Origin of the sequence: Aliidongia dinghuensis (assembly GCF_014643535.1) — a bacterium.
GTDB lineage: Bacteria > Pseudomonadota > Alphaproteobacteria > ATCC43930 > CGMCC-115725 > Aliidongia > Aliidongia dinghuensis.
The window spans coordinates 62,092-83,809 of sequence record NZ_BMJQ01000010.1 but is presented as its reverse complement, the minus strand read 5'-3'; the positions used below and the strand labels follow the sequence as shown (position 1 = coordinate 83,809).

The following is a 21,718-nucleotide window of genomic DNA, read 5'->3' as shown; positions in this document are numbered from 1 at the left end:
TGGCGGCCGCTTTGCCTTCCGGATGCTCCTTGATGCCGGCCTATCTTCTTATCGTCGTCCTGCAGATCGTCTGCGTCGTCCATGTCATCAAGACCGGTCGCAACACGATCTGGATCTGGGTCCTGGTCCTGCTGTCGGTCGCGGGCATCGCGGCCTATTTCATCGCCGAGATCCTGCCGGAATTGCTCCGCGGCCGCTCTGCGCGCCGCTTTGCGGCCGGCACAGCGAAGCGGCTCGACCCCGGTCGGGCCGCCCGGCGTCGGGCGGCCGATCTCGACATGGCCGACACGGCCGAAAACAAGCGCCTGCTTGCCGAGGAATTCATCGGGCTCGGGCGGTTCGACGACGCCGTCGACCTCTACGAGAGCACGCTCGTCGGCCCTCATGCCGATGATCCGACGTTGCTGCTCGGCCTGGCGCGGGCGCAATATCGGCGCGGCGACTGGGCGGCCGCGCTCGCCGCCCTCGACCGGCTGCGCGCTGCGGATGCCAAGTTCCAGTCGGCCGAGGGCCATCTGATCTATGCCTGCAGCCTCGAGGGCCTGGGGCGCGACACCGAGGCGCTCAGCGAATACGAAGCGCTCGCCGGCTATTTCTCAGGCGAGGAGGCGCGCTGCCGCTACGCCATGCTGCTGGCCAAGACCGGCCGGACCGACCTGGCGCGGCCGATCTTCGAGGAGATTTTGAAGCGCGCCCAGCGCGGTACCGGGCGCTATCGGCGGGAGCAGAGCGAGTGGATCGAGATCGCCCGGCGCGCAGCGGCGTCTGCCTGATCCGCGGCACCCGGTCGCAAGGGCCCAAGTCTCGTTCTAAACCATCTGGTCAGCATTCCGGGCGTATCGAACGGCATCGCGCGCCATAGGGGCGCTCACGTCGGGAGAGATCCCTTGCCGGTCGACCGCCTGCTCCGTTGCCTCGTTCTGATTCTCGCCGTCGCCTTGTTCTCGCCGGCGCCAGCCGCGCGCGCGGCGGAGGGCGCCTCTGCCGATCCGAACGCGCCGGTCTTCGTGCGCACCCAGGGCGTCGCCTTCTCGGTCATCGGTGCGAACAACAAGATCCAGAAGGAAGTCCAGCTCGCCTTCAGCCTCGAGCTCGAGAAAGGCAAGCTCGAGGCGGCGCTCGACCCGTTCAAGCGTAGGCTGCAGGACGCTTATCTCATCGCCATGTCCGACCTGTGGGAATCCCGCCCGGCCGACGCGCCGCCGGTCTCAGGCGAGGAGATCAAGGCCAAGCTCATGCAGGTCACGACCGAGATCACCGGCCCGGGCCTGGTCAAGGACATCCTGCTCCAGGGCATCGGCGAGCGCTCGCACGTGCGGTGAGGGCCGGCGGTGACGGCTGCCCGTATCGCGTCCCTCTCCCGCGCGAGCGGGCAAGGGACGGATTGGCGCGCTCCCGCCATTGACGTACGCCCTTCGCACCTTTCTCTTTGGCGAAAAGCCAATCAGGGACAGGCGCTTCATGGGGCATTACGACGTCATCATCATCGGCGGCGGCCATAACGGCCTCGTCGCGGCTGCCTATCTCGCGGCGGCCGGGCTCACGGTCAAGGTCGTGGAACGCCAGCCGGTCGTCGGCGGCGCAGCGGTGACCGAGGAATTCCATCCGGGCTTTCGCAATTCGGTCGCTTCCTACACGGTGAGCCTGCTGTCGCCCAAGATCATTGCCGATCTGGAGCTGCCGGTGCACGGGCTCCGGATCGTCGATCGCAAGGTGCAGAACCTGCTGCCGCTGCCCGACGGGCGGGCGCTCCGCATGCATCCGGACCCGGCCGCGACTCGCGCCGAGGTCGCCCGCTTCTCGGCCAGGGATGCCGATCGGCTTGGGGCCTTCGGCGAGCGACTCGACCGGATTGCCGACATCGTCCGGCGCCTGTGGCTGAAGACGCCGGCCAATCCGGGCCGCGGCCTCGGCGGCTGGCTGCCGGCGCTCGAGGCGGCGGGGCTCGCCTACGGGCTCGACCGCGAGTCGCAGCGTGATCTCCTGGAGCTGATCGGCTCCAGCGCCGGCGACCTGCTCGACCGCTGGTTCGAGAGCGAGCCCCTGAAGGCGGTGCTGGGCTTCGACAGTGTGGTCGGCAACTACGGCAGCCCCTATTCGCCGGGATCCGCCTATGTGCTGCTGCATCACGTGGTCGGCGAGGTCAATGGCCGGCGCGGCGGCTGGGGCCATGCCGTGGGCGGGATGGGCGCCATCACTCAGGCGATGGCACGGTCGGTCGCGGCGCGCGGCGGCGAGATCGAGACCGGGGTGGCGGTCGCTCGGGTCTTGACCGAGCGGGGGCAGGTGGGGCGGGGGCAGGTGGGGCGGGCGACGGGCGTGGTGCTGGCCGACGGGCGGGTGCTGCGCGCGCGGGCGGTCGTGTCCAACCTCAATCCGAAACTGCTGTTCCGCGACCTGGTCGACCCGGCCGCGGTGCCGGCGGACTTCGCCGCGCGCATGGCGGCCTGGCGCTGCCGCTCCGGCACGTTCCGCATGAACGTGGCGCTCGACCGCTTGCCGGAGTTCACGGCGGCGCCCAATCGCGACGGCACGGATCATCTGACGGCCGGCATCATCCTGGCACCGTCGCTTGGCTATATGGACCGGGCCTATGCCGACGCGCGTGCGCTCGGCTGGTCGCGGGAACCGATCGTCGAGCTCCTCATCCCGAGCACGCTCGACGACACGCTGGCGCCGCCCGGCGGCCATGTCGCGAGCCTGTTCTGCCAGCATGTCGCACCCGACCTGCCGGACGGCCGGTCGTGGGACGAGGCGCGCGACACGGTCGCCGACCTCATGCTCGATACGGTCGAACGCTACGCGCCCGGCTTCAAGGCCTCGGTCCTCGGCCGCCAGGTGCTGAGCCCGCTCGACCTCGAGCGCCGATTCGGTCTCATCGGCGGCGACATCTTCCATGGCAGCCTCGCGCTCGACCAGCTGTGGGCGGCGCGCCCGACCCTGGGGTTCGCGGACTACCGCACGCCCGTGGCCGGGCTCTACCAATGCGGGTCCGGCACCCACCCGGGCGGGGGCGTCAGCGGCGCGCCCGGGCATAACGCCGCGCGCGAGATTCTCCAGGATTTCCGCTGGGGGCGGGTCGCCCAGGCCTGAGGTTCAAGCGCACAGCTGTCACGCAATCGGGTGAGGATAGGGCGGGATCATCCGGACTGCAACGGCCGTCCGCAGGCGTTCCGCCTCGACCGGTTGTGCAACTGCGAAATAAACCTTGCCGAATTCCTCGGCATTGTTTGACGATCTCAGTAAAACCATTGCCCTTCTGGTACGGTCATTGTGCGGCCTCTGCCGTTCTGATATTGCAAAACTGTTTGGTCTGCTTGCCTGTACGCACCGCAGCCGACTCGTCCTTCCGGCCGGTGCCCTCCAAAAACTACGAATAAGAGGCTATCCGGCATGGTCATGACGAATTGGATCATCATCGTTTGCGGTGCAATCGCCCTGCTGTACGGCCTGGTCGCCGGGCGGCAGGTGTTGGCGACCGATGCGGGCAACGCCCGCATGCAGGAGATCGCCGCCGCCATCCAGGAAGGCGCGCGCGCCTATCTCAACCGCCAGTACCGCACGATCGCCATGGTCGGCGTCGTGATCTGCATCATCCTCGGCCTGACCTTGGGCCTCAAGGTGGCGATCGGCTTCATCATCGGCTCGACGCTCTCGGGCGTCGCCGGCTATATCGGCATGAACGTCTCGGTCCGTGCCAACGTGCGCACGGCCCAGGCCTCGCGCGGCGGGCTCGCGGCCGGCCTCGCCGTCGCCTTCAAGGCCGGCGCCATCACCGGCATGCTGGTGGTCGGCCTCGGCTTGCTCGGCGTCTCGATCTATTACTTCATCCTGCGCAGCACGGTGCCGGACGACCAGCTGCGTGCCGTGCTGGAGGCGCTGCTGGGCCTCTCGTTCGGCGCCTCGCTGATCTCGATCTTCGCCCGCCTCGGCGGCGGCATCTTCACCAAGGGCGCTGACGTCGGCGCCGACCTGGTCGGCAAGGTCGAGGCCGGCATCCCGGAAGACGACCCACGCAACCCGGCGGTCATCGCCGACAATGTCGGCGACAACGTCGGCGACTGCGCCGGCATGGCGGCCGACCTGTTCGAGACCTACGTCGTGACCGTGGTCGCGACCATGCTGCTGGGCTTCATCTTCTTCACCGGGGCGGCGCGCGACACGGTCATGCAGCTGCCGCTGCTGGTCGGCGCCGTCTGCATCGTGGCCTCCGTCATCGGCACGCTGTTCGTGCGGCTCGGCGGCGGCGAGAACATCATGGCGGCGCTCTACAAGGGACTGGTCGCGACCGGCATCCTGTCGGCCGCCCTCATCGCCTACGTCATCAGCAGCCAGGTGGGCTTCGGCAACGCACTGCAGACCACGGCCGGCGCCAGCATCAGCGGCGGCGACCTGTTCATCTGCTCGCTCGTCGGTCTCGCCGTCACGGGCCTCATCGTCGTCATCACCGAATATTACACGGCGACCAACTACCGGCCGGTCCGCTCGATCGCGAAGTCGTCCACGACGGGCCACGGCACGAACGTCATCCAGGGCCTGGCGATCTCGATGGAGGCGACGGCGCTGCCGGTGCTGGTGATCTCGGCCGGCATCATCATCGCCTATGTCACGGCCGGGCTCTACGGCATCGCCTTCGCGGCGACGACCATGCTGGCGCTCGCCGGCATGATCGTGGCGCTCGATGCCTATGGGCCGGTCACGGACAACGCCGGCGGCATCGCCGAGATGTCGGACCTGCCCAAGGAGGTGCGCAAGACGACCGACGCGCTCGACGCGGTCGGCAACACGACCAAGGCGGTGACCAAGGGCTATGCCATCGGCTCCGCCGGCCTCGCCTCGCTCGTGCTGTTCGCGGCCTATACCGAGGATCTCAAGACCTATTTCCCGTCGCTCAATGTCAGCTTCGCGCTGCAGAACCCGTATGTCGTGATCGGGCTCTTCATCGGCGGCTTGCTGCCGTACCTGTTCGGTGGCCTCGGCATGACCGCGGTCGGTCGCGCCGCGGGCTCGGTCGTGATCGAGGTGCGCCGGCAGTTCAAGGAGATCGCCGGCATCATGGAGGGGACGGCCAAGCCCGACTACGGCAAGGCGGTCGACCTGCTGACCAAGGCCGCCATCGCCGAGATGCTGGTACCCTCGCTGCTGCCGGTGCTGGCGCCGGTCGTGCTCTATATCGTGATCGACGTGGTGGCCGGGCAGAGTGAGGCGTTCAGCGCCTTGGGCGCCATGCTGCTCGGCACCATCGTCACCGGCCTGTTCGTCGCGATCTCGATGACCTCGGGCGGCGGCGCCTGGGACAATGCCAAGAAATACATCGAGGAAGGCCATCACGGCGGCAAGGGCTCCGACGCCCACAAGGCCGCGGTGACGGGCGACACGGTCGGCGACCCCTACAAGGACACGGCCGGCCCGGCGGTCAACCCGATGATCAAGATCATCAACATCGTGGCGCTCTTGCTGCTGGCGATCCTGGCGGCACTGCACCACTGAGCGAACCGCTCGCGAGCGAAGACGGCCTCCGGGGGCGACTCCGGGGGCCGTTTCGCCGATTCCCGCCCGAGGATTGATGTCCATGTTCGAGCCCGAACGCCATGTCGCGCCCGCTTATCGTGCCTGGGATGCGGCGGAGGCGCGTGCCGCGATCGCCGAAATCGCCGACGACGCCCTGGCCGCGCTCGATCCCGCGACGCTGTGGCAGACCCATCCGCAGGACAATGTCGAGGGCGGCACCGGCTCGATCTATTTCGGTGCCGCCGGTGTCATCTGGGCGATCGATCGGCTGCGCCGCGTGGGTGCGATTGCCGTCGACCGGGATCTTGCGTCGTTAGTCCCAACCGTGCTGGCGCGCAACGCGCCCTGGTACGCCCAGACCATGTATCCGGAGCACGGCTCGCTGCTGATGGGCGAACTCGGCATCCGGCTCGTCGAGATGCGGCTGGCGCCGAGCGCCGCGCTCGCTGATCGGATCCATGGCCTCGCGACGGCGAGCAACGATCTGCCGACGGTCGAGCTGATGTGGGGCTTGCCGGGTGCGATGCTCGCCTGCCTGCATATGCAGGGGCTGACCGGCGAGGCGCGATTTGTGGCGCTGTTTCAGACCCAGGCGGCGCGCCTCCTGAGCGAGCTCGAACATACGGACCGAGGGCCGATCTGGACCCAGCACCTCTATGGGAAACAGCAGCGCTGGCTCGGGCCGGTCCATGGGTTCGCGGGCCATATGGCGCCGCTGCTGCGGGGTTGGGCCTGGCTCGTTGCGAGCCAGCGCGCGCTCGTCGGCGATACGGCGGCACGGGCGCTCGCCGCCTACGCCGTTCGTTCGGAGCTGGGCGCCAACTGGCCGCACGCGGCCGACCAGCCGGCGAAGCTGTGCCAGCATTGCCATGGCGCTGCCGGCATGGTGACGACCTTCGCCGACGCGCCATTCTCCGCACCCGAATTCGATGCCCTATTGGTCGAAGGGGGCAATCTGGTTTGGCACGCGGGACCGCTCGCCAAGGGCTCGAATCTGTGCCACGGCACCGGCGGCAACGGCTATGCGTTCCTGAAGCTCCATCGGCGGACCGGCGACGCGCGCTGGCTCGAGCGGGCACGCGCCTTCGCCATGGCGACGATCGACCAGATGCGGGAGGCGCGCGCCACCTATGGCCGCGGCCGCTATTCGCTGTGGACCGGTGATCCGGGCCTGGCCCTCTATCTCTGGGACTGCATCACCGCCGAGCCGGCCTTCCCGACGATCGATATCTTCTGAGCCTACCGGCCCCCGCCGATTTCCAGGATCGTACCGGTCGTGTAGGAGGCGGCCGGCGACAGCAGCCAGACGACGCCCGCGGCCACCTCGTCGGGCGTGCCGGCGCGCTGCATCGGGATGCCGGCCGCCATGCGCTGCGGCCGGTCGGGGGCGCCATTGGCCGCATGCAGGTCGGTCTCGATCAGCCCCGGGGCGACCGCGTTGACGCGGACGCCTTCAGCCGCAACCTCGCGCGCGAGGCCGATGGTGAAGGTGTCGACCGCCCCCTTGGTCGCGGCGTAATGCACCCATTCGCCCGAGCCGCCGGTGCGGGCCGCAAGCGAGGAGATATTGACGATGGCGCCGCCCGGGCCGCCATGCCGGGTCGAAAGCCGTCGCACGGCCTCCCGCGCACACAGCACGGCGCCGGCGACATTGAGCGCCAGCACGGCCGAAAGCGCCTCGGCCGTGAGGGCTTCGACCCGGGCGAAGCCGCCGGTGATGCCGGCATTGTTGACGAGTCCGCCGAGCGGGCCGAGTCGCCGCTCTGCCTCGACGAAGAGCGCCAGGATATCCGCCTCCCGTGCCACGTCGCCTTGGATTGCCTCCGCGGTGCCGCCGGCCGCGCGAATCGCGGCCACGACTGCGTTCGCCGCCGCCGCGTCGCGTGCGAAATTGACCGCGACCCGCCAGCCGTCGCGGGCGGCGAGCCGCGCCACGGCGGCACCGATGCCGCGGCTGGCGCCGGTCACGATCAGGGTGCGCGGATCGGTTGCGGGCATGCGGGAAGGCTCCTCAGCAGGCAAGGCCATCGGGCCGGATCGACGGCGCAATGCCGAACCCGACGTCGATGAATTGGAACCGGTGCGATGTGGCGCGCGTTCCAGGCCCCATCTCGCCAGGCCCCATCTCGGCGGTCCAGCGCGGCCGCTAGGCGCCGCCGCCCAGGGGCTCTCTCTCGTCGTCGGGCGAATGCTCGGGATCGGGCCTCGGGATCGGGCCGGAATGCCCGGAACCGGGGCGTGGTGCGTCAGCTGGCGATCAGCCGCCGGTCTTCTTCTTCTCGTCGCTGTTCGTGAACTTGCCGAAGTTGCCGAGCAGCTGCTCGATCAGCGACAGTTCCTTGCCCGACGCCGGCGTCGTGCGCGGGATCATCGCCACGTCCGTGTCGTTGTTGTCCTGCTGCTGGAACGTCTTGACCACGCCGTTGTCGTCGAACTGCACGACATAGACGGTCTGGGCGACAAGCTGCGGCTCCGACAGCGCATCGCGCACGGACCGGCGCGAGATGTAGTACCAAGTGCCGGTATCGAACGTGCTGATGTTCGACGGCGACCCCATGAGCTTCGTCACGTCGGCTTTGGTGCTCTTGCCGGGGACGATCTGGGCGACCCCATCCGGGTCGGGCAGGTTGCCGCGCAGTTCCTGCGGCGGGCTGCAGGCGGCGAGCGCCAGCGGCGCGACGGCGGCCAACGCAAGCCATGCGCCACGCGAGGCGTGACGGCGGCGGCGAATGAAAGTCTGTATCTTGGCACCCATTTGCGGCAATAGGTGCCCGTTCCGGTGCCTGTCTGTCAATTGCCGCGATGGCCCTCGTGCGTCCGTCCGGCCCCGAAATCCGAGGTTCCATGGCTTTCGCTCATCTATTCGGCCATTCGCCCGAGAAGATCGCCGCCGCGGCGGTCCATCGCGCTGCCGTCGACCAGGCCCGGCTCGTGCCGTTCTACGCCGAGCACGGCGTGCCCGACACGCTCGACGGCCGGTTCGAAATGATCATCCTGCATGTCTTCCTGGTGCTGCACCGCCTGCGCGGCGTGGCCGAGGCTGAGAAGTTCGGCCAGACGCTCTATGATGTGCTGTTCGCCGACATGGACCGGGCGCTCCGCGAGATGGGTACGGGCGACCTTTCGGTCGGCAAGCAGGTGAAGCGCATGGCCGAAGGCTTCGCCGGGCGCATCAAGGCCTATCGCGACGGGCTCGCCGGCACGACGGACTTGCACGACGCGCTCCGGCGCAATCTTTATGGCACGGTCGCGCCGCGTGACGAGGATCTGGCGTTCCTGGCGGCCTATGTCCGGCGTCAGGAACAGGCGCTGGCCGGACAGGACGTGGCAGAGATCACCGCCGGCCGTATCGCGTTCGCCGCCTTGTGAGCGATCGGGGTGAGCGATCAGGGTAAGCGATCAGGCGAAGGATATGCCCGGTGTCGCGGCCTGCACCCGGTTGCGCCCCTGGTGCTTGGAGCGGTAGAGCGCCGCGTCGGCGTGCCTCAGGAGCCCATCGAACCCGTCATGCGCCAGGTTGCCGCTGGCGACGCCTATGCTGAGCGTCGGCCGCACCTGCAGTTCGGGCATGCCGTCGAGTGCCGCGTCGAACGCGTGGCGGATCCGCTCGGCGACCTCGACCGCCTCGTCGACGCGCGTACGCGGAATGACGATGACGAACTCGTCGCCGCCGTGGCGGGCCAGAATGTCGTGCTTGCGCAGCTGCCGTTCGGCCGTCGAGGTGAACAGCTGCAGCACGGCGTCGCCGGCCGCGTGGCCGCTCGTGTCGTTCAGGCGCTTGAAATGGTCGATGTCGACCAGCAGCAGGGCTGCCTCAGCCGCTTCGCGGCCGCGGGCACCGGCGAGCAAGCCCACGGAATGTTCGAGGCCGTTGCGGTTCATGGCGCCGGTCAGCGGATCATGCCGGGCGATCGCGATCAGCAGGTTCCGGTCCCGTTCGGCCGCCAGCAGCAGCAGCGTGATGCCGCGCATGGCGACGAACGTGGTGACGCTGGCGCCGATCCACTGCTGAGCCGGCGACTGGGAGGCCGCCAGCAGGTCGCCGGCCGGTATCTGGCTGGTCAGCGTCAGGATGCCGCGCGCGCATTGCAGCAGCGCGGTCGGGGCGAAAGTGCCCGCGAGGATCCAGCCGGACACGAGCCGCTCCCGGCGGGCGAGCAGAATGCCCTCGCACATGATGGCGATGTCGCAGCCGGCGAGCAGCAGGGTGCCCGCGAACACGCGCGGCCGGAAGTCTGACGGCTGCGGCCAGACGACGGCGATGAGTGCTGCAGCACCCAGCAGGAGAGCAGCCCCCCGCCAGCCGAAGCGGCGGCGGCCGGAGAAGCGGTCGATCGCGACCAGCAGCAGGAAATAGCCCGCGAGGCTCAGCCCGTTGCTCAGCACGATGGCGAGGGTGCCGTTGGTCGCATGCACCAGCATCACGCCGAGCGGGCCCAAGCCCAGCAGCAGATTGCTGAGGCCCCAATAGGCCGGCCAGCGCTCGAATCGGCCGGTCGCGTAGGCGAGGAGCTGGAGAAGGCCGAGCGTGATCAAGCTCAGCGCGTCGACAATGTACACGGTCCCTATGTCGAGGGTCACGTCGGATACTCTTGCGATGGTTCGGTCCGCGCGGCGCCGACTATGATCATCGGCGGTGAAGAGAGTGTGAAAGACTTCCGCTGGGTTGTGGCACTCGAAACGCGGCCGCGCATGCGGCCCTTGCGACGAATTCTCTCGACGTAGGCGCCGCGACGCACGATCTATAGGGTTCCATTTCGACGACAGTAGACTTCGAGAGCGCGCCATGCCTGCCGCCGACCATCCCCCATCTTCGCCGGAATCCGCGCCGGAGTTCTCTCACCTGGTCTCGACGGCCCGGCTCGGCACCAAGTCCGCAACCTATCGGCTGGCGGCGAACGCGGCCGAGCGGGCGGCCCTGGCGCAACGATTCGACCTGATTTCGCTCGATCGGTTCGAGGCGACCGTGACGCTGAAGCGCGAGGCCGGCGAGGCGATCCGCCTCGAGGGCGAGATCGCCGCGGACCTGGTCCAGGCCTGCGTCGTCACCAACGAGCCGGTGCCGGGCCGGGTCGTCGACCGCTTCACGCTCATCTACCGCGCCGACATCGACGAGGCGACGGCGGACCAGATGGCCCTCGACAATCCGGAAGACGAGATCATCGAGCCGCTCATAGGTGACTCGATTGACATCGGTGAGGCCGTCGCGCAACAATTGTCGGTCGCCATGGATCCCTACCCAAGGTCCGTGGGCGCCCAATCTTCTGTGCCATCGGCCGAGGCCATGGACGAAGACGATGAACCCGGTGCCTCGACGGGACGACGCAATCCCTTCGATGTCTTGGCGGCGCTCAAGAAGCAGAGCTGATGTTTCCGCGGTTGCGGGGATAGGCGTTTTTGTATAGATACCGCCGGCCTGCCGGCGGAGCCCTTAACTTTACGAGTTCGTTACGATGGCCGTTCCGAAGAAAAAGACCTCCAAGTCGCGTCGCAACATGCGCCGCTCGCATCATGCGCTCGCTGCCAACAGCTACGCCGAGTGCTCCAACTGCGGCGAGCTGAAGCGCCCGCACCATGTCTGCGGCTCGTGCGGCCAGTACGACGGTCGTGAAGTTACCGCTGCCGAAGCAGTCTGATCGGGCTTGACGCCGGTCCTTCTGTCTTGAGCAAGGAACTCACCATCGCTCTGGACGTCATGGGCGGCGATCGAGCGCCGGACATGGTGTTGAAAGGGGCGGAGATCGCGCTGGTGCGATTTCCGCAGGTTCGCTTCCTGCTTTTCGGCGATGAGCTGCGCATCAACCCGCTGCTGGAGAAGCTGCCGCGGGTGCGTGCCGCGTCGACGGTCATGCATGCGGAAGACGTCATTACCGGCGATGCGAAGCCGGCGGCGGCGCTCAGGGCCGGCCGCCGCTCGAGCATGCGCCTTGCGATCGACGCCGTGGCCGAAGGCAAGGCCGACTGCATCGTCTCGGCCGGCAATACCGGCGCCCTCATGGTCATGGCCAAGATGGTGCTGAAGACGATGCCGGGCATCGAGCGTCCGGCGATCGCGCAGTTCCTGCCGACCATGCGCGGCGAGACGGTTCTCTTGGACCTCGGCGCCAACGTCGAGTGCGACGCGGAGAACCTCGTCCAGTTCGCGCTCATGGGCGATGCGTTCGCGCGCGCGGTGCTGGGCCTGGTCAAGCCGACCATCGGCTTGCTCAACGTCGGCTCGGAAGAGATGAAGGGCAACGACGCGGTGCGCGAGGCGGCCCTCCGCCTCAAGGAAGGCATCCCCGGCATCACCTATCATGGCTTCGTCGAGGGCAACGACATCGCGGCCGGCACGGTCGACGTGATCGTGACCGACGGCTTCAGCGGCAATATCGCGCTCAAGGCCATGGAGGGCGTGGTCAAGCTGTTCTCGAACTTCACCCGCTCGGCCTTCAAGAGCTCGCTCCTGGCGCAGATCGGCTATCTGTTCGCCCGGCCGGCCCTCAACAAGATGCGGGATCAGCTCGATCCCCGGCGCTATAATGGCGCCATGCTGCTCGGCTTGAACGGCATCGTGGTCAAGAGTCACGGCGGATCCGACGCGGTCGGCTTCGCCAACGCGATCGGCGTGGCGGTCGACCTTCAGGTGAACGGCTTCCTCGACCAGATCCGTGAAGAATTGGCCGTGCTGCGCGGGCCGTTGGCCCCGCCGCAGACCGCAACCGTTTAATGTCCGAGCTCGTCCAGCCCCGAGAGATCATGCCCCTTCGTTCCGTCGTTCTCGGTTGCGGCGCCTATCTGCCGTCACGCATCGTCACCAACGAGGAACTGGCGGCGAAGGTCGATACCTCCGACGAATGGATCGTCCAGCGCACGGGCATCCGGCAGCGCCATGTCGCGGCCGAGGGCGAGTTCACCTCCGACCTGGCGCTCGCTGCCGCGCGCAAGGCGATCGGCCATGCCGGGATCACCGTCGACGAGCTCGATCTCGTCATCGTCGCGACTGCGACGCCCGACAACACCTTCCCGGCGACGGCGACCAAGGTCCAGCATAAGCTCGGCATGAAGCGCGGCTTCGCCTTCGACGTGCAGGCGGTCTGCTCCGGCTTCGTCTATGCGCTGGGCGTTGCCGACAGTTTCATCAAGACGGGCCAGGCGAAGACCGCGCTCGTCATCGGCGCCGAGACCTTCTCGCGCATCCTCGACTGGAACGACCGGCAGACCTGCGTCCTGTTCGGCGACGGCGCCGGCGCCGTTGTGCTGCGCGGTGAGGAAACGGCCGAGCGCGGCATTCTTTCGACCCATCTCCATTCCGAGGGCGAGCATTACGAGCTGCTCCATGTCGACGGCGGCCCGTCCTCGACCGGCACGGTCGGCCATCTGCGCATGGAGGGCCGCAAGGTCTTCGTCCATGCGGTGCAGCGGCTGGCGGAAGTGGTCGACGAGGCGCTGGCCGCGCAGAAGCTGACCGCGCGCGACATCGACTGGCTGGTGCCGCACCAGGCCAACAAGCGCATTATCGACGGCGTCGGCAAGAAGCTGGCGCTCGATCCCCGCCAGGTTGTCGTGACCGTCGACCGGCATGCCAACACCTCGGCCGCCTCGATCCCGCTGGCGCTGGCCGAGGCCGTCCACGACGGCCGGATCAAGCGCGGCGACCTCGTGCTGCTCGAGGCGATGGGTGGCGGCTTCACCTGGGGTTCGGCGCTCGTCCGCTGGTGAGGCCGGCCTGGGCCCGCCGGCCGGAACCTGCGGCGACTCGAAAATCTCACCGCTATATCTTTGACCTTGAACGGTTTCGTCATTAGGCTTTCGGCTTCGGACAACGTCTGGAGGGCTCGAGCCATGACCGGCGGTACCGTCACGCGTGCCCAACTGAGTGAGGCTGTCTACCAGGAGGTCGGTTTGTCGCGGAACGAGTCGGCCGATCTGGTCGAGACCGTTCTGGGCGAGATCTCGAACGCGCTGTCGCGCGGCGAGATGGTCAAGATTTCTTCCTTCGGCAGCTTTGCCGTGCGCCAAAAGGGCGAACGGGTCGGACGCAACCCGAAGACCGGCGAGGAAGTGCCGATCGAGCCGCGCCAGGTGCTGGTGTTCCGCGCGAGCCACGTGCTCAAGGACCAGATCAACACCACGCTCGGCAAGACCACCGGCAAGCCGGGCCGGAAGGGCTGACCATGTCCGATCCCGTGCGCAACGACGGCGGCGAGCCGTCGCGCCGGGTGGTCAAGTCGGCAACCGCGTTTCGCACGATCAGCGAGGTCGCCGACGAGCTCGACGTGCCGCAGCATGTGCTGCGTTTCTGGGAGACGAAGTTTCCGCAGATCCGCCCGTTGAAGCGCGGCGGCGGGCGGCGCTATTACCGTCCGGAAGATGTCGAGCTGCTGCGCCGGGTCGCGCGCCTGCTCTATCAGGAGGGCTACACCATCAAGGGCGTTCAACGCTTGCTGCGCGAAGGCGCGCTCAAGGGCGGTGCGGCACCGGCCTATGAGGAGATGGCACTCCCGCTCGGCCTCGAGGAACTCGATGCCGAGCTTCCCCCTCCGGAAGAGCCGGCGCCGGCGGCGAAGCCGCCCAGCCGACGCCGCGCGCTCGACGCGACGACGCGCGAGGTGCTGGGCGATCTCCTGGTCGAGCTCGAAGCGTTGAAGGCGTTGCTCACCTCGCGCTGATGAGCCGGCGGCGACCATGACGCCAAGCCGTGACGCCACAGGCGGGCTCAAGCCGTCGCAGGTCTGGTGAACGCCGAGGACGGCGGCAGGCGCCAGCACAGCAGGCTGCCCCAGGCGAAGGCCACGGCGCCGGCACCGAGCATGGAAAAGAGCGCCTCGTCGGAATATTGCATCGCCTCGACGACACCGCCGCCGGACGCGATACCGCAGAAATCGAGCACCGCGTGCACGATCATACAGGGCCAGAGCGAGCGGGTGCGGATGCGCACCGCGCCCAGGATCAGGCCCAGCCCGACCACGCTTGCCGCCTGGGCCAGCACCAGGCGGCTATCGATCGGCGACAGAAGGCCGGCCAGATGGATGGCGCCGAACAGCACGGAGGAGACGATGATCGCCCGCCGCGGCCGGTCGAGGCCGAGCTGGGGCATGAGAACGCCGCGGAACAGGCCTTCCTCGCCGAATCCCACCGCCAGGCTGACGGCGGCCCAGCCGGCGAGATAGCGCGGGCTGTCCTCGGCCAGCCCCTGGGTCAGCGGCACTGCCGCATCGAACCAGATCGGCCAGAGCAGCCACCAGCGGCTGATTGCAAGAGGGCCCATGAAGCCGCTCGTCCGCCAGTGCCGGGCGATCGTAAGCGCCAGCGCCAGGAGCAGCGCGAAGCCCACCTTGTCGCTGGCATAGAGTGCCAGCTCGCCCGGCTGCCAGCCGACAGCAAGGATGATCGCCTGGACCGCCAGCTCCCACACCACGATGAGGAGCGCCGTACCCGCTGCCAGACCGATCTGCCTCACACCCGCTCTCCAACCCATGGCGCATCCGCCTTCTGCATAGCGGTCCCACGGGCTCGCGAAAAGATGCGGGTTGCATCGGCTGCCCGGCGCCTCCTATATTCCGCTCCGCCGGGAACGCCCCGGCACGGCCGGTCCTTATGATTGGCTGGGTTCTTCGGTCGCGTCGGGCAATAGCGCAGTCTGGTAGCGCATCAGTCTGGGGGACTGGGGGTCGTGGGTTCGAATCCCGCTTGCCCGACCACCGAAAACCCCAATGAGCCCTCCGGGCCTTCCTTCTGATTTCTTTCGTTCCCGCTCTTGGCGGCGGCGCGCTTTGGCGCGATCATCGCCCGCATGACCGAGCGCCCTCCCTGCATCCGCCATTATTCCGAGATCCAGAATCCGGATAATTCCCGCTACGAGACGAGCGACGAGCTGCTCAGCATCGGCAGCCCGTTCGGCCGACGGCTGGGCCTGACCCGGATCGGCATCCATCATGAGCTGGTCCCGCCTGGGCGACGCACCTCCTTTCCGCACGCCGAGAGTGCGGAGGAGGAGTTCGTCTATGTGATCGAGGGCCATCCCGACGTCTGGCTCGACGGCGTGCTCTACCCGCTTGAACCTGGTGACGCCGTGGGCTTCCCGGCCGGCACGGGCCAAGCGCACACATTCCTCAACAACACCAATCGCGACGTGCGGCTCCTGGTCGTGGGCGAGGTGGCGAAGGCGGAGAACCGCATCCGCTATCCGCTCAATCCGGCGCAGGAGGCGCTGCGCAGCGACGTCTGGACCGACGCGCCGGCCCGGCCGATGGGGTCGCATGACGGCATCCCGCGCCCCGGCACGCGCAAGGTCGTCGACGATACGATCGGCCGGGTTGAACGCGATGTGATCAACCGGGTTGAACACGACGTGATCAACCGGGTCGACCATTTCGTCCTGACCGTCGCCGACATCGAGAAGACCTGCGCGTTCTATACCGCCGCGCTTGGCATGCGGGTCGTGAGCGAGAACGGCCGCCATGCCCTGCATTTCGGCCGGCACAAGATCAACCTGCACCAACGCGGCCGGGAATTCTCACCGCGGGCGCTCCATCCGACGCCGGGCAGTGGCGACTTCTGCCTCATCGCCGATGGGCCGCTCTCCGAAATCGAAGCCCGGCTCGCCGCGGCCGGCGTGCCGATCGAGCTCGGGCCGGTCGAGCGCAACGGCGCGCTTGGGCCTATGCAATCGGTCTATTTCCGCGACCCCGACCAGAACTTGGTCGAAGTGTCGTGCTATCCGGCGGGTGTTTAACTCTTCTTCGTCAAGCCCGGCCATGACGCCGTAGAGTGAAGCCTCGCGGGTTGCGCCTTTTCATTGGCGGCGGGTTGCGCTACTTTGCGGGATCGGGTTGCGCCTGCTGCGCGCCCATCTCGCACGAGGCCTGACGCATGGCGACGACGACGATCGGCGTGAAACTGGACGACGAGCTGCGCAACCGGCTGCGCAAGGCTGCGGAGCGCCTGGGCCGCACGCCCCATTGGCTGATCAAGCAATCAATCGTTACGACGCTGGAGCGTGTTGAGCGCGGCGAGGATCTTTCGAGCCTGATCGGCGAGGCGGCAACGCCAGACGCGCTCGACGGCCTCGTCGATCAGGAGCCGGGAAGCCAGCAGCCGTTCCTGGAGTTCGCCCAGACGGTCCAGCCGCAGACTGTGCTCCGTGCCAAGATAACCGCCGCCTATCGCCGGCCGGAGACGGAGTGCCTGCCGCTGCTGCTGACGGAGGCGGCGCAGCCGCCGGCTGTGACCGAGCAGGCGCGCCGGATTGCCCGCCAGCTGGTCGAGGCGCTGCGTACCAAGCGTCGCGGCGGCGGCGTCGAGGGGCTGATCCACGAATATTCGCTGTCGAGCCAGGAGGGCGTCGCCCTCATGTGCCTGGCGGAGGCGCTGTTGCGCATCCCCGACCGGGCGACGCGCGACGCGCTCATCCGCGACAAGATCAGCGTCGGCGACTGGCAGTCCCATGTCGGCAACAGCCCGTCGCTGTTCGTCAACGCCGCGACCTGGGGCCTGGTCGTGACCGGCCGGCTCACGACCACGTCGAGCGAGTCGGGCTTGTCCTCGGCACTCACACGCCTCATCGGCAAGGGTGGCGAGCCCTTGATCCGCAAGGGCGTCGACATCGCCATGCGCATGATGGGCGAGCAGTTCGTGACCGGCCAGACCATCTCGGAGGCGTTGGCCAACAGCCGCAAGCTCGAATCCCGGGGCTTCCGCTATTCCTACGACATGCTGGGCGAGGCCGCGACGACGGCGCGCGACGCCGACCGCTACTATGCCGACTACGAGCAGGCGATCCACGCGATCGGCAAGGCGGCGGCGCGGCGCGGCATCTACGAGGGGCCGGGCATCTCGATCAAGCTGTCGGCGCTGCACCCACGCTATTCGCGCGCCCAGCAGGACCGGGTCATGGGCGAGTTGCTGCCACGCTTGAAGGCGCTCGTCGTGCTCGCGCGCGGCTATGATATCGGCATCAACATCGATGCGGAGGAGGCGGACCGGCTCGAGCTGTCGCTCGACTTGCTCGAAGCGCTCTGCTTCGCCCCGGAGCTTGCCGGCTGGAACGGCATCGGCTTCGTCGTCCAGGCCTATCAGAAGCGGGCGCCCTTCGTGCTCGACTATGTGATCGATCTGGCGCGACGCAGCGGCCATCGCCTGATGGTCCGGCTCGTCAAGGGCGCCTATTGGGACAGCGAGATCAAGCGGGCGCAGATGGACGGGCTCGAGGGCTTCCCGGTCTATACGCGCAAGATCCACACGGACGTCTCGTATCTCGCCTGCGCCAAGAAGCTCCTGGCGGTGCCGGACGCGGTCTTTCCGCAGTTCGCGACCCACAACGGCCACACGCTCGCGACCATCCACGCCATGGCCGGCGGCAACTATTACGCCGGCCAGTATGAATTCCAGTGCCTGCACGGCATGGGCGAGCCGCTCTATGAAGAGGTCGTCGGCAAGGACAAGCTCAATCGGCCGTGCCGCATCTATGCACCGGTCGGCACGCACGAGACGCTGCTGGCCTATCTCGTCCGACGCCTGCTCGAGAACGGCGCCAACACCTCGTTCGTGAACCGCATCGCCGACGAGCATGTCTCGATCGACGAGCTGATCGCCGATCCGGTCGAGCTTGCGAAGGCGGTCGAGCCGGTGGGATCCACTCACGCCAAGATCTCCCTGCCGCGCGATCTGTTCGATGGCGAGCGGCCGAATTCCGCGGGCCTCGATCTCTCGAACGAGCAGCGGCTCGCCTCACTTTCGGCGGCGCTGCTCGCGAGCGCCGACACGGCCTATCGCGCGATGCCGCTCTTGGCCGACGGCCCGCAGGACGGGCCGGCGCGCGAGGTGCGCAACCCGGCCAACCATCGCGACCTGGTCGGCATGGTGATCGACGCCTCGCCGGAGCAGGTCGATGCCGCCATGGGCCATGCGGTCGGCGCGGCGCCGATCTGGGCCGCCACACCGCCCGACGAGCGCGCCGGCTGCCTGAAGCGCGCGGCCGACGTCATGGAGGCGCGCATGCCGCAGCTCCTCGGCCTGATCGTGCGCGAGGCCGGCAAGTCGCTGCCGAACGCGATCGCCGAGGTGCGCGAGGCGGTCGATTTCCTGCGCTATTACGCGGCGCGGGTCGAGCAGGCGTTCTCGAACGACAGCCACCGGCCGCTCGGGCCCGTGGTCTGCATCAGCCCGTGGAACTTCCCGCTCGCGATCTTCACGGGCCAGGTCGCGGCCGCCCTCGCGGCCGGCAACCCGGTGCTGGCGAAGCCGGCTGAGGAGACGCCGCTCATCGCCGCGGCCGCGGTCCAGCTGCTGCGTGAGGCGGGCGTGCCGGAGGGTGCGGTGCAGCTGCTGCCCGGTGCCGGCGATGTGGGGGCCCGGCTCGTCGCCGACCCACGCGGCCGGGCCGTCATGTTCACCGGCTCGACCGAGGTGGCGCGCCTCATCCAGAAGACGCTCGCCGGGCGGCTCAACCCCGACGGCAAGCCGATCCCGCTCATCGCCGAAACCGGCGGCCAGAACGCGCTCATCGTCGATTCCTCGGCACTGCCGGAACAGGTGGTGGGCGACGTGCTGACGTCCGCCTTCGATTCGGCCGGCCAGCGCTGCTCGGCGTTGCGCGTGCTCTGCTTGCAGGAAGAGGCGGCGGACCGTGTGCTGACCATGCTCAAGGGCGCCATGGCGGAGCTGGCCGTGGGCAACCCGGACCGGCTCGCGACCGATGTCGGCCCGGTCATCACGGCCGAGGCCAAGATAGGCATCGACAAGCATGTCGCGGCCATGAAGGCGAAGGGCCGCCGCGTCGAGGAACTGGCGCTGCCGGCCTCGGCCAAGCACGGCACGTTCGTGGCCCCGACCTTGATCGAGATCGACGGCATGGCGGAGCTGAAGCGCGAGGTGTTCGGCCCCGTGCTCCATGTGCTGCGCTATCGGCGGGAAAAGCTCGATCAGCTGATCGACGAGATCAACGCGTCCGGCTATGGGCTCACCTTCGGCGTTCACACGCGCATCGACGAGACGATCGTGCGCGTCACCGAGCGGGTCGGCGCCGGTAACATTTACGTGAACCGCAACCTGATCGGTGCGGTCGTGGGCGTGCAGCCATTTGGCGGCCACGGGCTCTCGGGCACGGGCCCCAAGGCCGGCGGCCCGCTCTATCTGTCGCGGCTGCTTGCGGCGCGTCCTGCCGAGGCGCTCGATGGCGTTGCCGGCGCACCCCCGGCCGTGGCGGAAAGCTACCAGGCCTGGCTCGCGGCCGAGGGGCGCGCCCGGGAGGCCGCCCGGGTCGGGCGCTACCGGGCGATCTCGCTCGCCGGGGCAGTCGTGGAGCTGCCGGGGCCGGTCGGCGAACGCAACACCTATGTGATCCAGTCGCGCGGCACCGTCGCCTGCCTCGCCCAGACCGAGACGGGCCTGCTGCTGCAGGTCGGCGCGGCGCTTGCGACCGGCAACAAGGCGCTCATCCAGGCGGTGCCGGCGTTGCCGGCACTCCTGGCCAAGCTGCCGAAGGAGCTGAAGGGCTGGATCGCGACGGCCGACGACTGGATCCGGGCCGGTCATGTCGCGGCCGTGCTGTTCGAGGGCGACAGCGACGCGCTCAAGGCGGTGAACCAGCAGGCAGCGGCCTTGGCCGGCCCGATCGTGCCTGTCTACGGCGTCGACCGCGCGGCCTTGGCCGACGGCATCGAGGACTACCCGCTCGAATGGCTGGTCGCCGAACGCTCGATCAGCACGAACACGGCCGCCGCCGGCGGCAATGCGAGCCTGATGACGATCGGGTAGGGGCGTCTCCCAAGGCGCGGGGAAGGGACGCGATGGGCGCTGCGCCTTCTTGTCGCTCGTTTCCGGTCGGGCCGCCGTTGCGCATGAGGGCGGCCCGACCCACTTCATGATGGTTCACTTGTCCCGTGTGAAGGCCAGTCATGAAGACAGGTCCCCTCGGTGCCGTGACCAGCGCTATCGTCCTGGTCCTGGCGATGTCGGCGCCGACAGTCGCTCCGCGCGCGCAGGATGCTGCAGAAGCGGTGGCCGAGGCGCCCGCCGATATGGCCGCCGCCGCTCCCCCGCAAGAAGATCAAGCCGATGGGGCGCCGGCCTACGCGGCGCCGCAGCTTGACGGGCTGGTGGCGCCGGTGGCGCTCTACCCGGACCCGCTGCTCGCCGACATTCTAGCCGCCTCGACCTATCCGCTCCAAGTCGTCGAGGCCGACCGCTGGGTCGCGGATCCGCGCAACGCCGCACTCAAGGGCGATCAATTGACGGCGGCACTGCAGGACAAGGACTGGGACCCGAGCGTCAAGTCGCTGACCGCGTTCCCGCAGATCCTGGCGATGATGGATCGCCAGCTCGACTGGACGGAGCAGCTTGGCGACGCCTTCCTGGCGCAGCAAGCGAAAGTCATGGACGCGGTCCAGCGTCTGCGCCGGGAGGCCCAGGCGACGGGGCACCTGCCCTCGACGGCCCAGCAGATGGTGGCCAATGACGGGACGGCCATTTCGATCATGCCGAGCAATCCCGAGAGGGTCTATGTGCCGGCCTATGATCCGCGCCTGATCTACGGTCCGTGGCTGGATGCCGACTATCCGCCGGCCTATTTCCCGGTGCCCGACTATGACTACGGCCCGCTCGAGGGCGACGGCTTGTTCTTCGGCGACGCTGTCGTGGTGGTCGAGCCGCTCTGGCTATGGTGCGATTTCGACTGGCGCCGTCACCATATCCGCATCGATCACGACCGCTTCGAGCGGCTCCACCCTCACCATAACTTCGAGAATCGGGCGGAATTCTGGTCCCACGACCCGTCGCTGCGGGCCGGCACGGGCGACCCACGGGCGCCAGCACGCCTTCGCTCAACGGGTGTGGGGACCCCCGAGCGGGTTCGCGACTTCCACGCCCTTGCCCCTTCGGCCGTCGCTCCCTCGGTTGTCGCCCGGCCCCTCGTGATGCGGCCTGGCGCGAGCCGGCCGGATCCGGCGCCGCATGTGGCCATCATCCGGCACATGCCGGTGCGCCCCACGCCGCTGGTGCACGCACCCGCGACGCTGGCGCAGCCGCGCGCGACCGAGGGTCGTCCGTCGCCGGCCCACAACTTCGCGCCACCACCGGCCAGTTTCGCCCCGCGGCCGCCCGCCGTGAGCCACGCGCCATCCGGTGGGATGCCCATGGGGGTGGGCTCCGGAATGGCGCTTGGCATGGGTGCGCGCGGCGGCTTCGCGCGATGATCGCGTCGACGGCCGAACCGCTTCAGCCCGTA

Annotated in this window: 19 protein-coding genes and 1 tRNA gene; 16 read left to right on the top strand and 4 right to left on the bottom strand. The window is 68.4% G+C overall.

What is annotated here, in order from left to right; all coding sequences use genetic code 11:
- Positions 1-32 precede the first annotated feature (32 nt).
- The 5 genes from IEY58_RS19095 (at position 33) to IEY58_RS19075 (ending at position 6,748) form a co-directional block, all read left to right on the top strand.
- Positions 33-773, top strand: coding sequence for a tetratricopeptide repeat protein (locus tag IEY58_RS19095; RefSeq protein WP_189048693.1), 741 nt, complete (start codon positions 33-35; stop codon positions 771-773).
- A 114-nt stretch (positions 774-887) separates the two neighbouring features.
- A complete protein-coding gene (locus tag IEY58_RS19090) occupies positions 888-1,322 on the top strand; it encodes a hypothetical protein (protein ID WP_189048691.1) in 435 nt (144 codons plus the stop codon).
- 139 nt (positions 1,323-1,461) lie between these two features.
- Complete coding sequence (locus IEY58_RS19085; protein WP_189048689.1) at positions 1,462-3,093, top strand: phytoene desaturase family protein; 1,632 nt, start codon at positions 1,462-1,464, stop codon at positions 3,091-3,093.
- A gap of 300 nt (positions 3,094-3,393) precedes the next feature.
- On the top strand, positions 3,394-5,490 hold the full coding sequence (locus IEY58_RS19080) for a sodium-translocating pyrophosphatase (protein ID WP_189048687.1): 2,097 nt from the start codon (positions 3,394-3,396) through the stop codon (positions 5,488-5,490).
- Between the two features lie 82 nt (positions 5,491-5,572).
- The gene (locus tag IEY58_RS19075) at positions 5,573-6,748 is read left to right on the top strand and encodes a lanthionine synthetase C family protein (protein ID WP_189048685.1); all 1,176 of its coding nucleotides are present in this window, start codon (positions 5,573-5,575) and stop codon (positions 6,746-6,748) included.
- A 2-nt stretch (positions 6,749-6,750) separates the two neighbouring features.
- Here IEY58_RS19075 and IEY58_RS19070 read toward each other — a convergent pair whose 3' ends face one another.
- Positions 6,751-7,509: an SDR family oxidoreductase gene (locus tag IEY58_RS19070; protein WP_189048683.1), complete on the bottom strand. Its 759-nt coding sequence runs from the start codon at positions 7,507-7,509 to the stop codon at positions 6,751-6,753.
- A gap of 259 nt (positions 7,510-7,768) precedes the next feature.
- On the bottom strand, positions 7,769-8,200 hold the full coding sequence (locus tag IEY58_RS19065) for an outer membrane protein assembly factor BamE (RefSeq protein ID WP_189048681.1): 432 nt from the start codon (positions 8,198-8,200) through the stop codon (positions 7,769-7,771).
- Between the two features lie 155 nt (positions 8,201-8,355).
- Between IEY58_RS19065 and IEY58_RS19060 the strand changes: the two genes are divergently transcribed.
- Positions 8,356-8,880, top strand: coding sequence for a ubiquinol-cytochrome C chaperone family protein (locus IEY58_RS19060; RefSeq protein WP_189048680.1), 525 nt, complete (start codon positions 8,356-8,358; stop codon positions 8,878-8,880).
- A gap of 30 nt (positions 8,881-8,910) precedes the next feature.
- Here IEY58_RS19060 and IEY58_RS19055 read toward each other — a convergent pair whose 3' ends face one another.
- Positions 8,911-10,092, bottom strand: a complete 1,182-nt coding sequence (locus tag IEY58_RS19055; RefSeq protein ID WP_189048678.1) for a GGDEF domain-containing protein — start codon at positions 10,090-10,092, stop codon at positions 8,911-8,913.
- Between the two features lie 205 nt (positions 10,093-10,297).
- Between IEY58_RS19055 and IEY58_RS19050 the strand changes: the two genes are divergently transcribed.
- From IEY58_RS19050 to IEY58_RS19025, 6 genes are all read left to right on the top strand, one after another.
- Positions 10,298-10,879, top strand: coding sequence for a YceD family protein (locus IEY58_RS19050; RefSeq protein WP_189048676.1), 582 nt, complete (start codon positions 10,298-10,300; stop codon positions 10,877-10,879).
- 85 nt (positions 10,880-10,964) lie between these two features.
- Positions 10,965-11,147 carry a 50S ribosomal protein L32 gene (gene rpmF, locus IEY58_RS19045; protein WP_189048674.1) on the top strand — a complete coding sequence of 61 codons (183 nt, stop codon included), beginning with the start codon at positions 10,965-10,967 and terminating at the stop codon, positions 11,145-11,147.
- A gap of 26 nt (positions 11,148-11,173) precedes the next feature.
- Positions 11,174-12,220, top strand: coding sequence for a phosphate acyltransferase PlsX (plsX, locus tag IEY58_RS19040; protein WP_189048672.1), 1,047 nt, complete (start codon positions 11,174-11,176; stop codon positions 12,218-12,220).
- A gap of 29 nt (positions 12,221-12,249) precedes the next feature.
- Complete coding sequence (locus IEY58_RS19035) at positions 12,250-13,212, top strand: beta-ketoacyl-ACP synthase III (protein WP_189048670.1); 963 nt, start codon at positions 12,250-12,252, stop codon at positions 13,210-13,212.
- A gap of 81 nt (positions 13,213-13,293) precedes the next feature.
- On the top strand, positions 13,294-13,665 hold the full coding sequence (locus IEY58_RS19030) for an integration host factor subunit alpha (protein ID WP_268237586.1): 372 nt from the start codon (positions 13,294-13,296) through the stop codon (positions 13,663-13,665).
- 2 nt (positions 13,666-13,667) lie between these two features.
- Positions 13,668-14,162 carry a MerR family transcriptional regulator gene (locus tag IEY58_RS19025; protein ID WP_189048667.1) on the top strand — a complete coding sequence of 165 codons (495 nt, stop codon included), beginning with the start codon at positions 13,668-13,670 and terminating at the stop codon, positions 14,160-14,162.
- A 47-nt stretch (positions 14,163-14,209) separates the two neighbouring features.
- On the opposite strand, the gene IEY58_RS19020 is transcribed toward IEY58_RS19025, so the two are convergent.
- Positions 14,210-14,953 (bottom strand): CPBP family intramembrane glutamic endopeptidase, encoded by a 744-nt coding sequence (locus IEY58_RS19020; protein WP_189048665.1) that lies wholly within the window; start codon positions 14,951-14,953, stop codon positions 14,210-14,212.
- 164 nt (positions 14,954-15,117) lie between these two features.
- On the opposite strand from IEY58_RS19020, the gene IEY58_RS19015 reads away from it, so the two are divergent.
- From IEY58_RS19015 to IEY58_RS19000, 4 genes are all read left to right on the top strand, one after another.
- Positions 15,118-15,194 (top strand) — tRNA-Pro (locus IEY58_RS19015).
- Positions 15,195-15,286: 92 nt separating this feature from the next.
- The gene (locus IEY58_RS19010) at positions 15,287-16,228 is read left to right on the top strand and encodes a cupin domain-containing protein (RefSeq protein WP_189048663.1); all 942 of its coding nucleotides are present in this window, start codon (positions 15,287-15,289) and stop codon (positions 16,226-16,228) included.
- 137 nt (positions 16,229-16,365) lie between these two features.
- Positions 16,366-20,250: a trifunctional transcriptional regulator/proline dehydrogenase/L-glutamate gamma-semialdehyde dehydrogenase gene (putA, locus tag IEY58_RS19005; protein WP_189048661.1), complete on the top strand. Its 3,885-nt coding sequence runs from the start codon at positions 16,366-16,368 to the stop codon at positions 20,248-20,250.
- 140 nt (positions 20,251-20,390) lie between these two features.
- Positions 20,391-21,686 carry a DUF3300 domain-containing protein gene (locus IEY58_RS19000; RefSeq protein WP_189048659.1) on the top strand — a complete coding sequence of 432 codons (1,296 nt, stop codon included), beginning with the start codon at positions 20,391-20,393 and terminating at the stop codon, positions 21,684-21,686.
- The last annotated feature ends 32 nt before the right edge of the window (positions 21,687-21,718 follow it).

Bases quoted from the DNA above. Each gene is read 5' to 3' on its own strand.
- IEY58_RS19070 (WP_189048683.1), bottom strand. From the start codon at position 7,509: ATGCCCGCAACCGATCCGCGCACCCTGATCGTGACCGGCGCCAGCCGC.
- IEY58_RS19080 (WP_189048687.1), top strand. From the start codon at position 3,394: ATGGTCATGACGAATTGGATCATCATCGTTTGCGGTGCAATCGCCCTG.
- IEY58_RS19000 (WP_189048659.1), top strand. From the start codon at position 20,391: ATGAAGACAGGTCCCCTCGGTGCCGTGACCAGCGCTATCGTCCTGGTC.
- IEY58_RS19050 (WP_189048676.1), top strand. From the start codon at position 10,298: ATGCCTGCCGCCGACCATCCCCCATCTTCGCCGGAATCCGCGCCGGAG.
- IEY58_RS19010 (WP_189048663.1), top strand. From the start codon at position 15,287: ATGACCGAGCGCCCTCCCTGCATCCGCCATTATTCCGAGATCCAGAAT.
- rpmF (WP_189048674.1), top strand. From the start codon at position 10,965: ATGGCCGTTCCGAAGAAAAAGACCTCCAAGTCGCGTCGCAACATGCGC.
- IEY58_RS19095 (WP_189048693.1), top strand. From the start codon at position 33: ATGCCGGCCTATCTTCTTATCGTCGTCCTGCAGATCGTCTGCGTCGTC.
- IEY58_RS19085 (WP_189048689.1), top strand. From the start codon at position 1,462: ATGGGGCATTACGACGTCATCATCATCGGCGGCGGCCATAACGGCCTC.
- IEY58_RS19035 (WP_189048670.1), top strand. From the start codon at position 12,250: ATGCCCCTTCGTTCCGTCGTTCTCGGTTGCGGCGCCTATCTGCCGTCA.
- IEY58_RS19075 (WP_189048685.1), top strand. From the start codon at position 5,573: ATGTTCGAGCCCGAACGCCATGTCGCGCCCGCTTATCGTGCCTGGGAT.
- putA (WP_189048661.1), top strand. From the start codon at position 16,366: ATGGCGACGACGACGATCGGCGTGAAACTGGACGACGAGCTGCGCAAC.
- IEY58_RS19025 (WP_189048667.1), top strand. From the start codon at position 13,668: ATGTCCGATCCCGTGCGCAACGACGGCGGCGAGCCGTCGCGCCGGGTG.
- IEY58_RS19060 (WP_189048680.1), top strand. From the start codon at position 8,356: ATGGCTTTCGCTCATCTATTCGGCCATTCGCCCGAGAAGATCGCCGCC.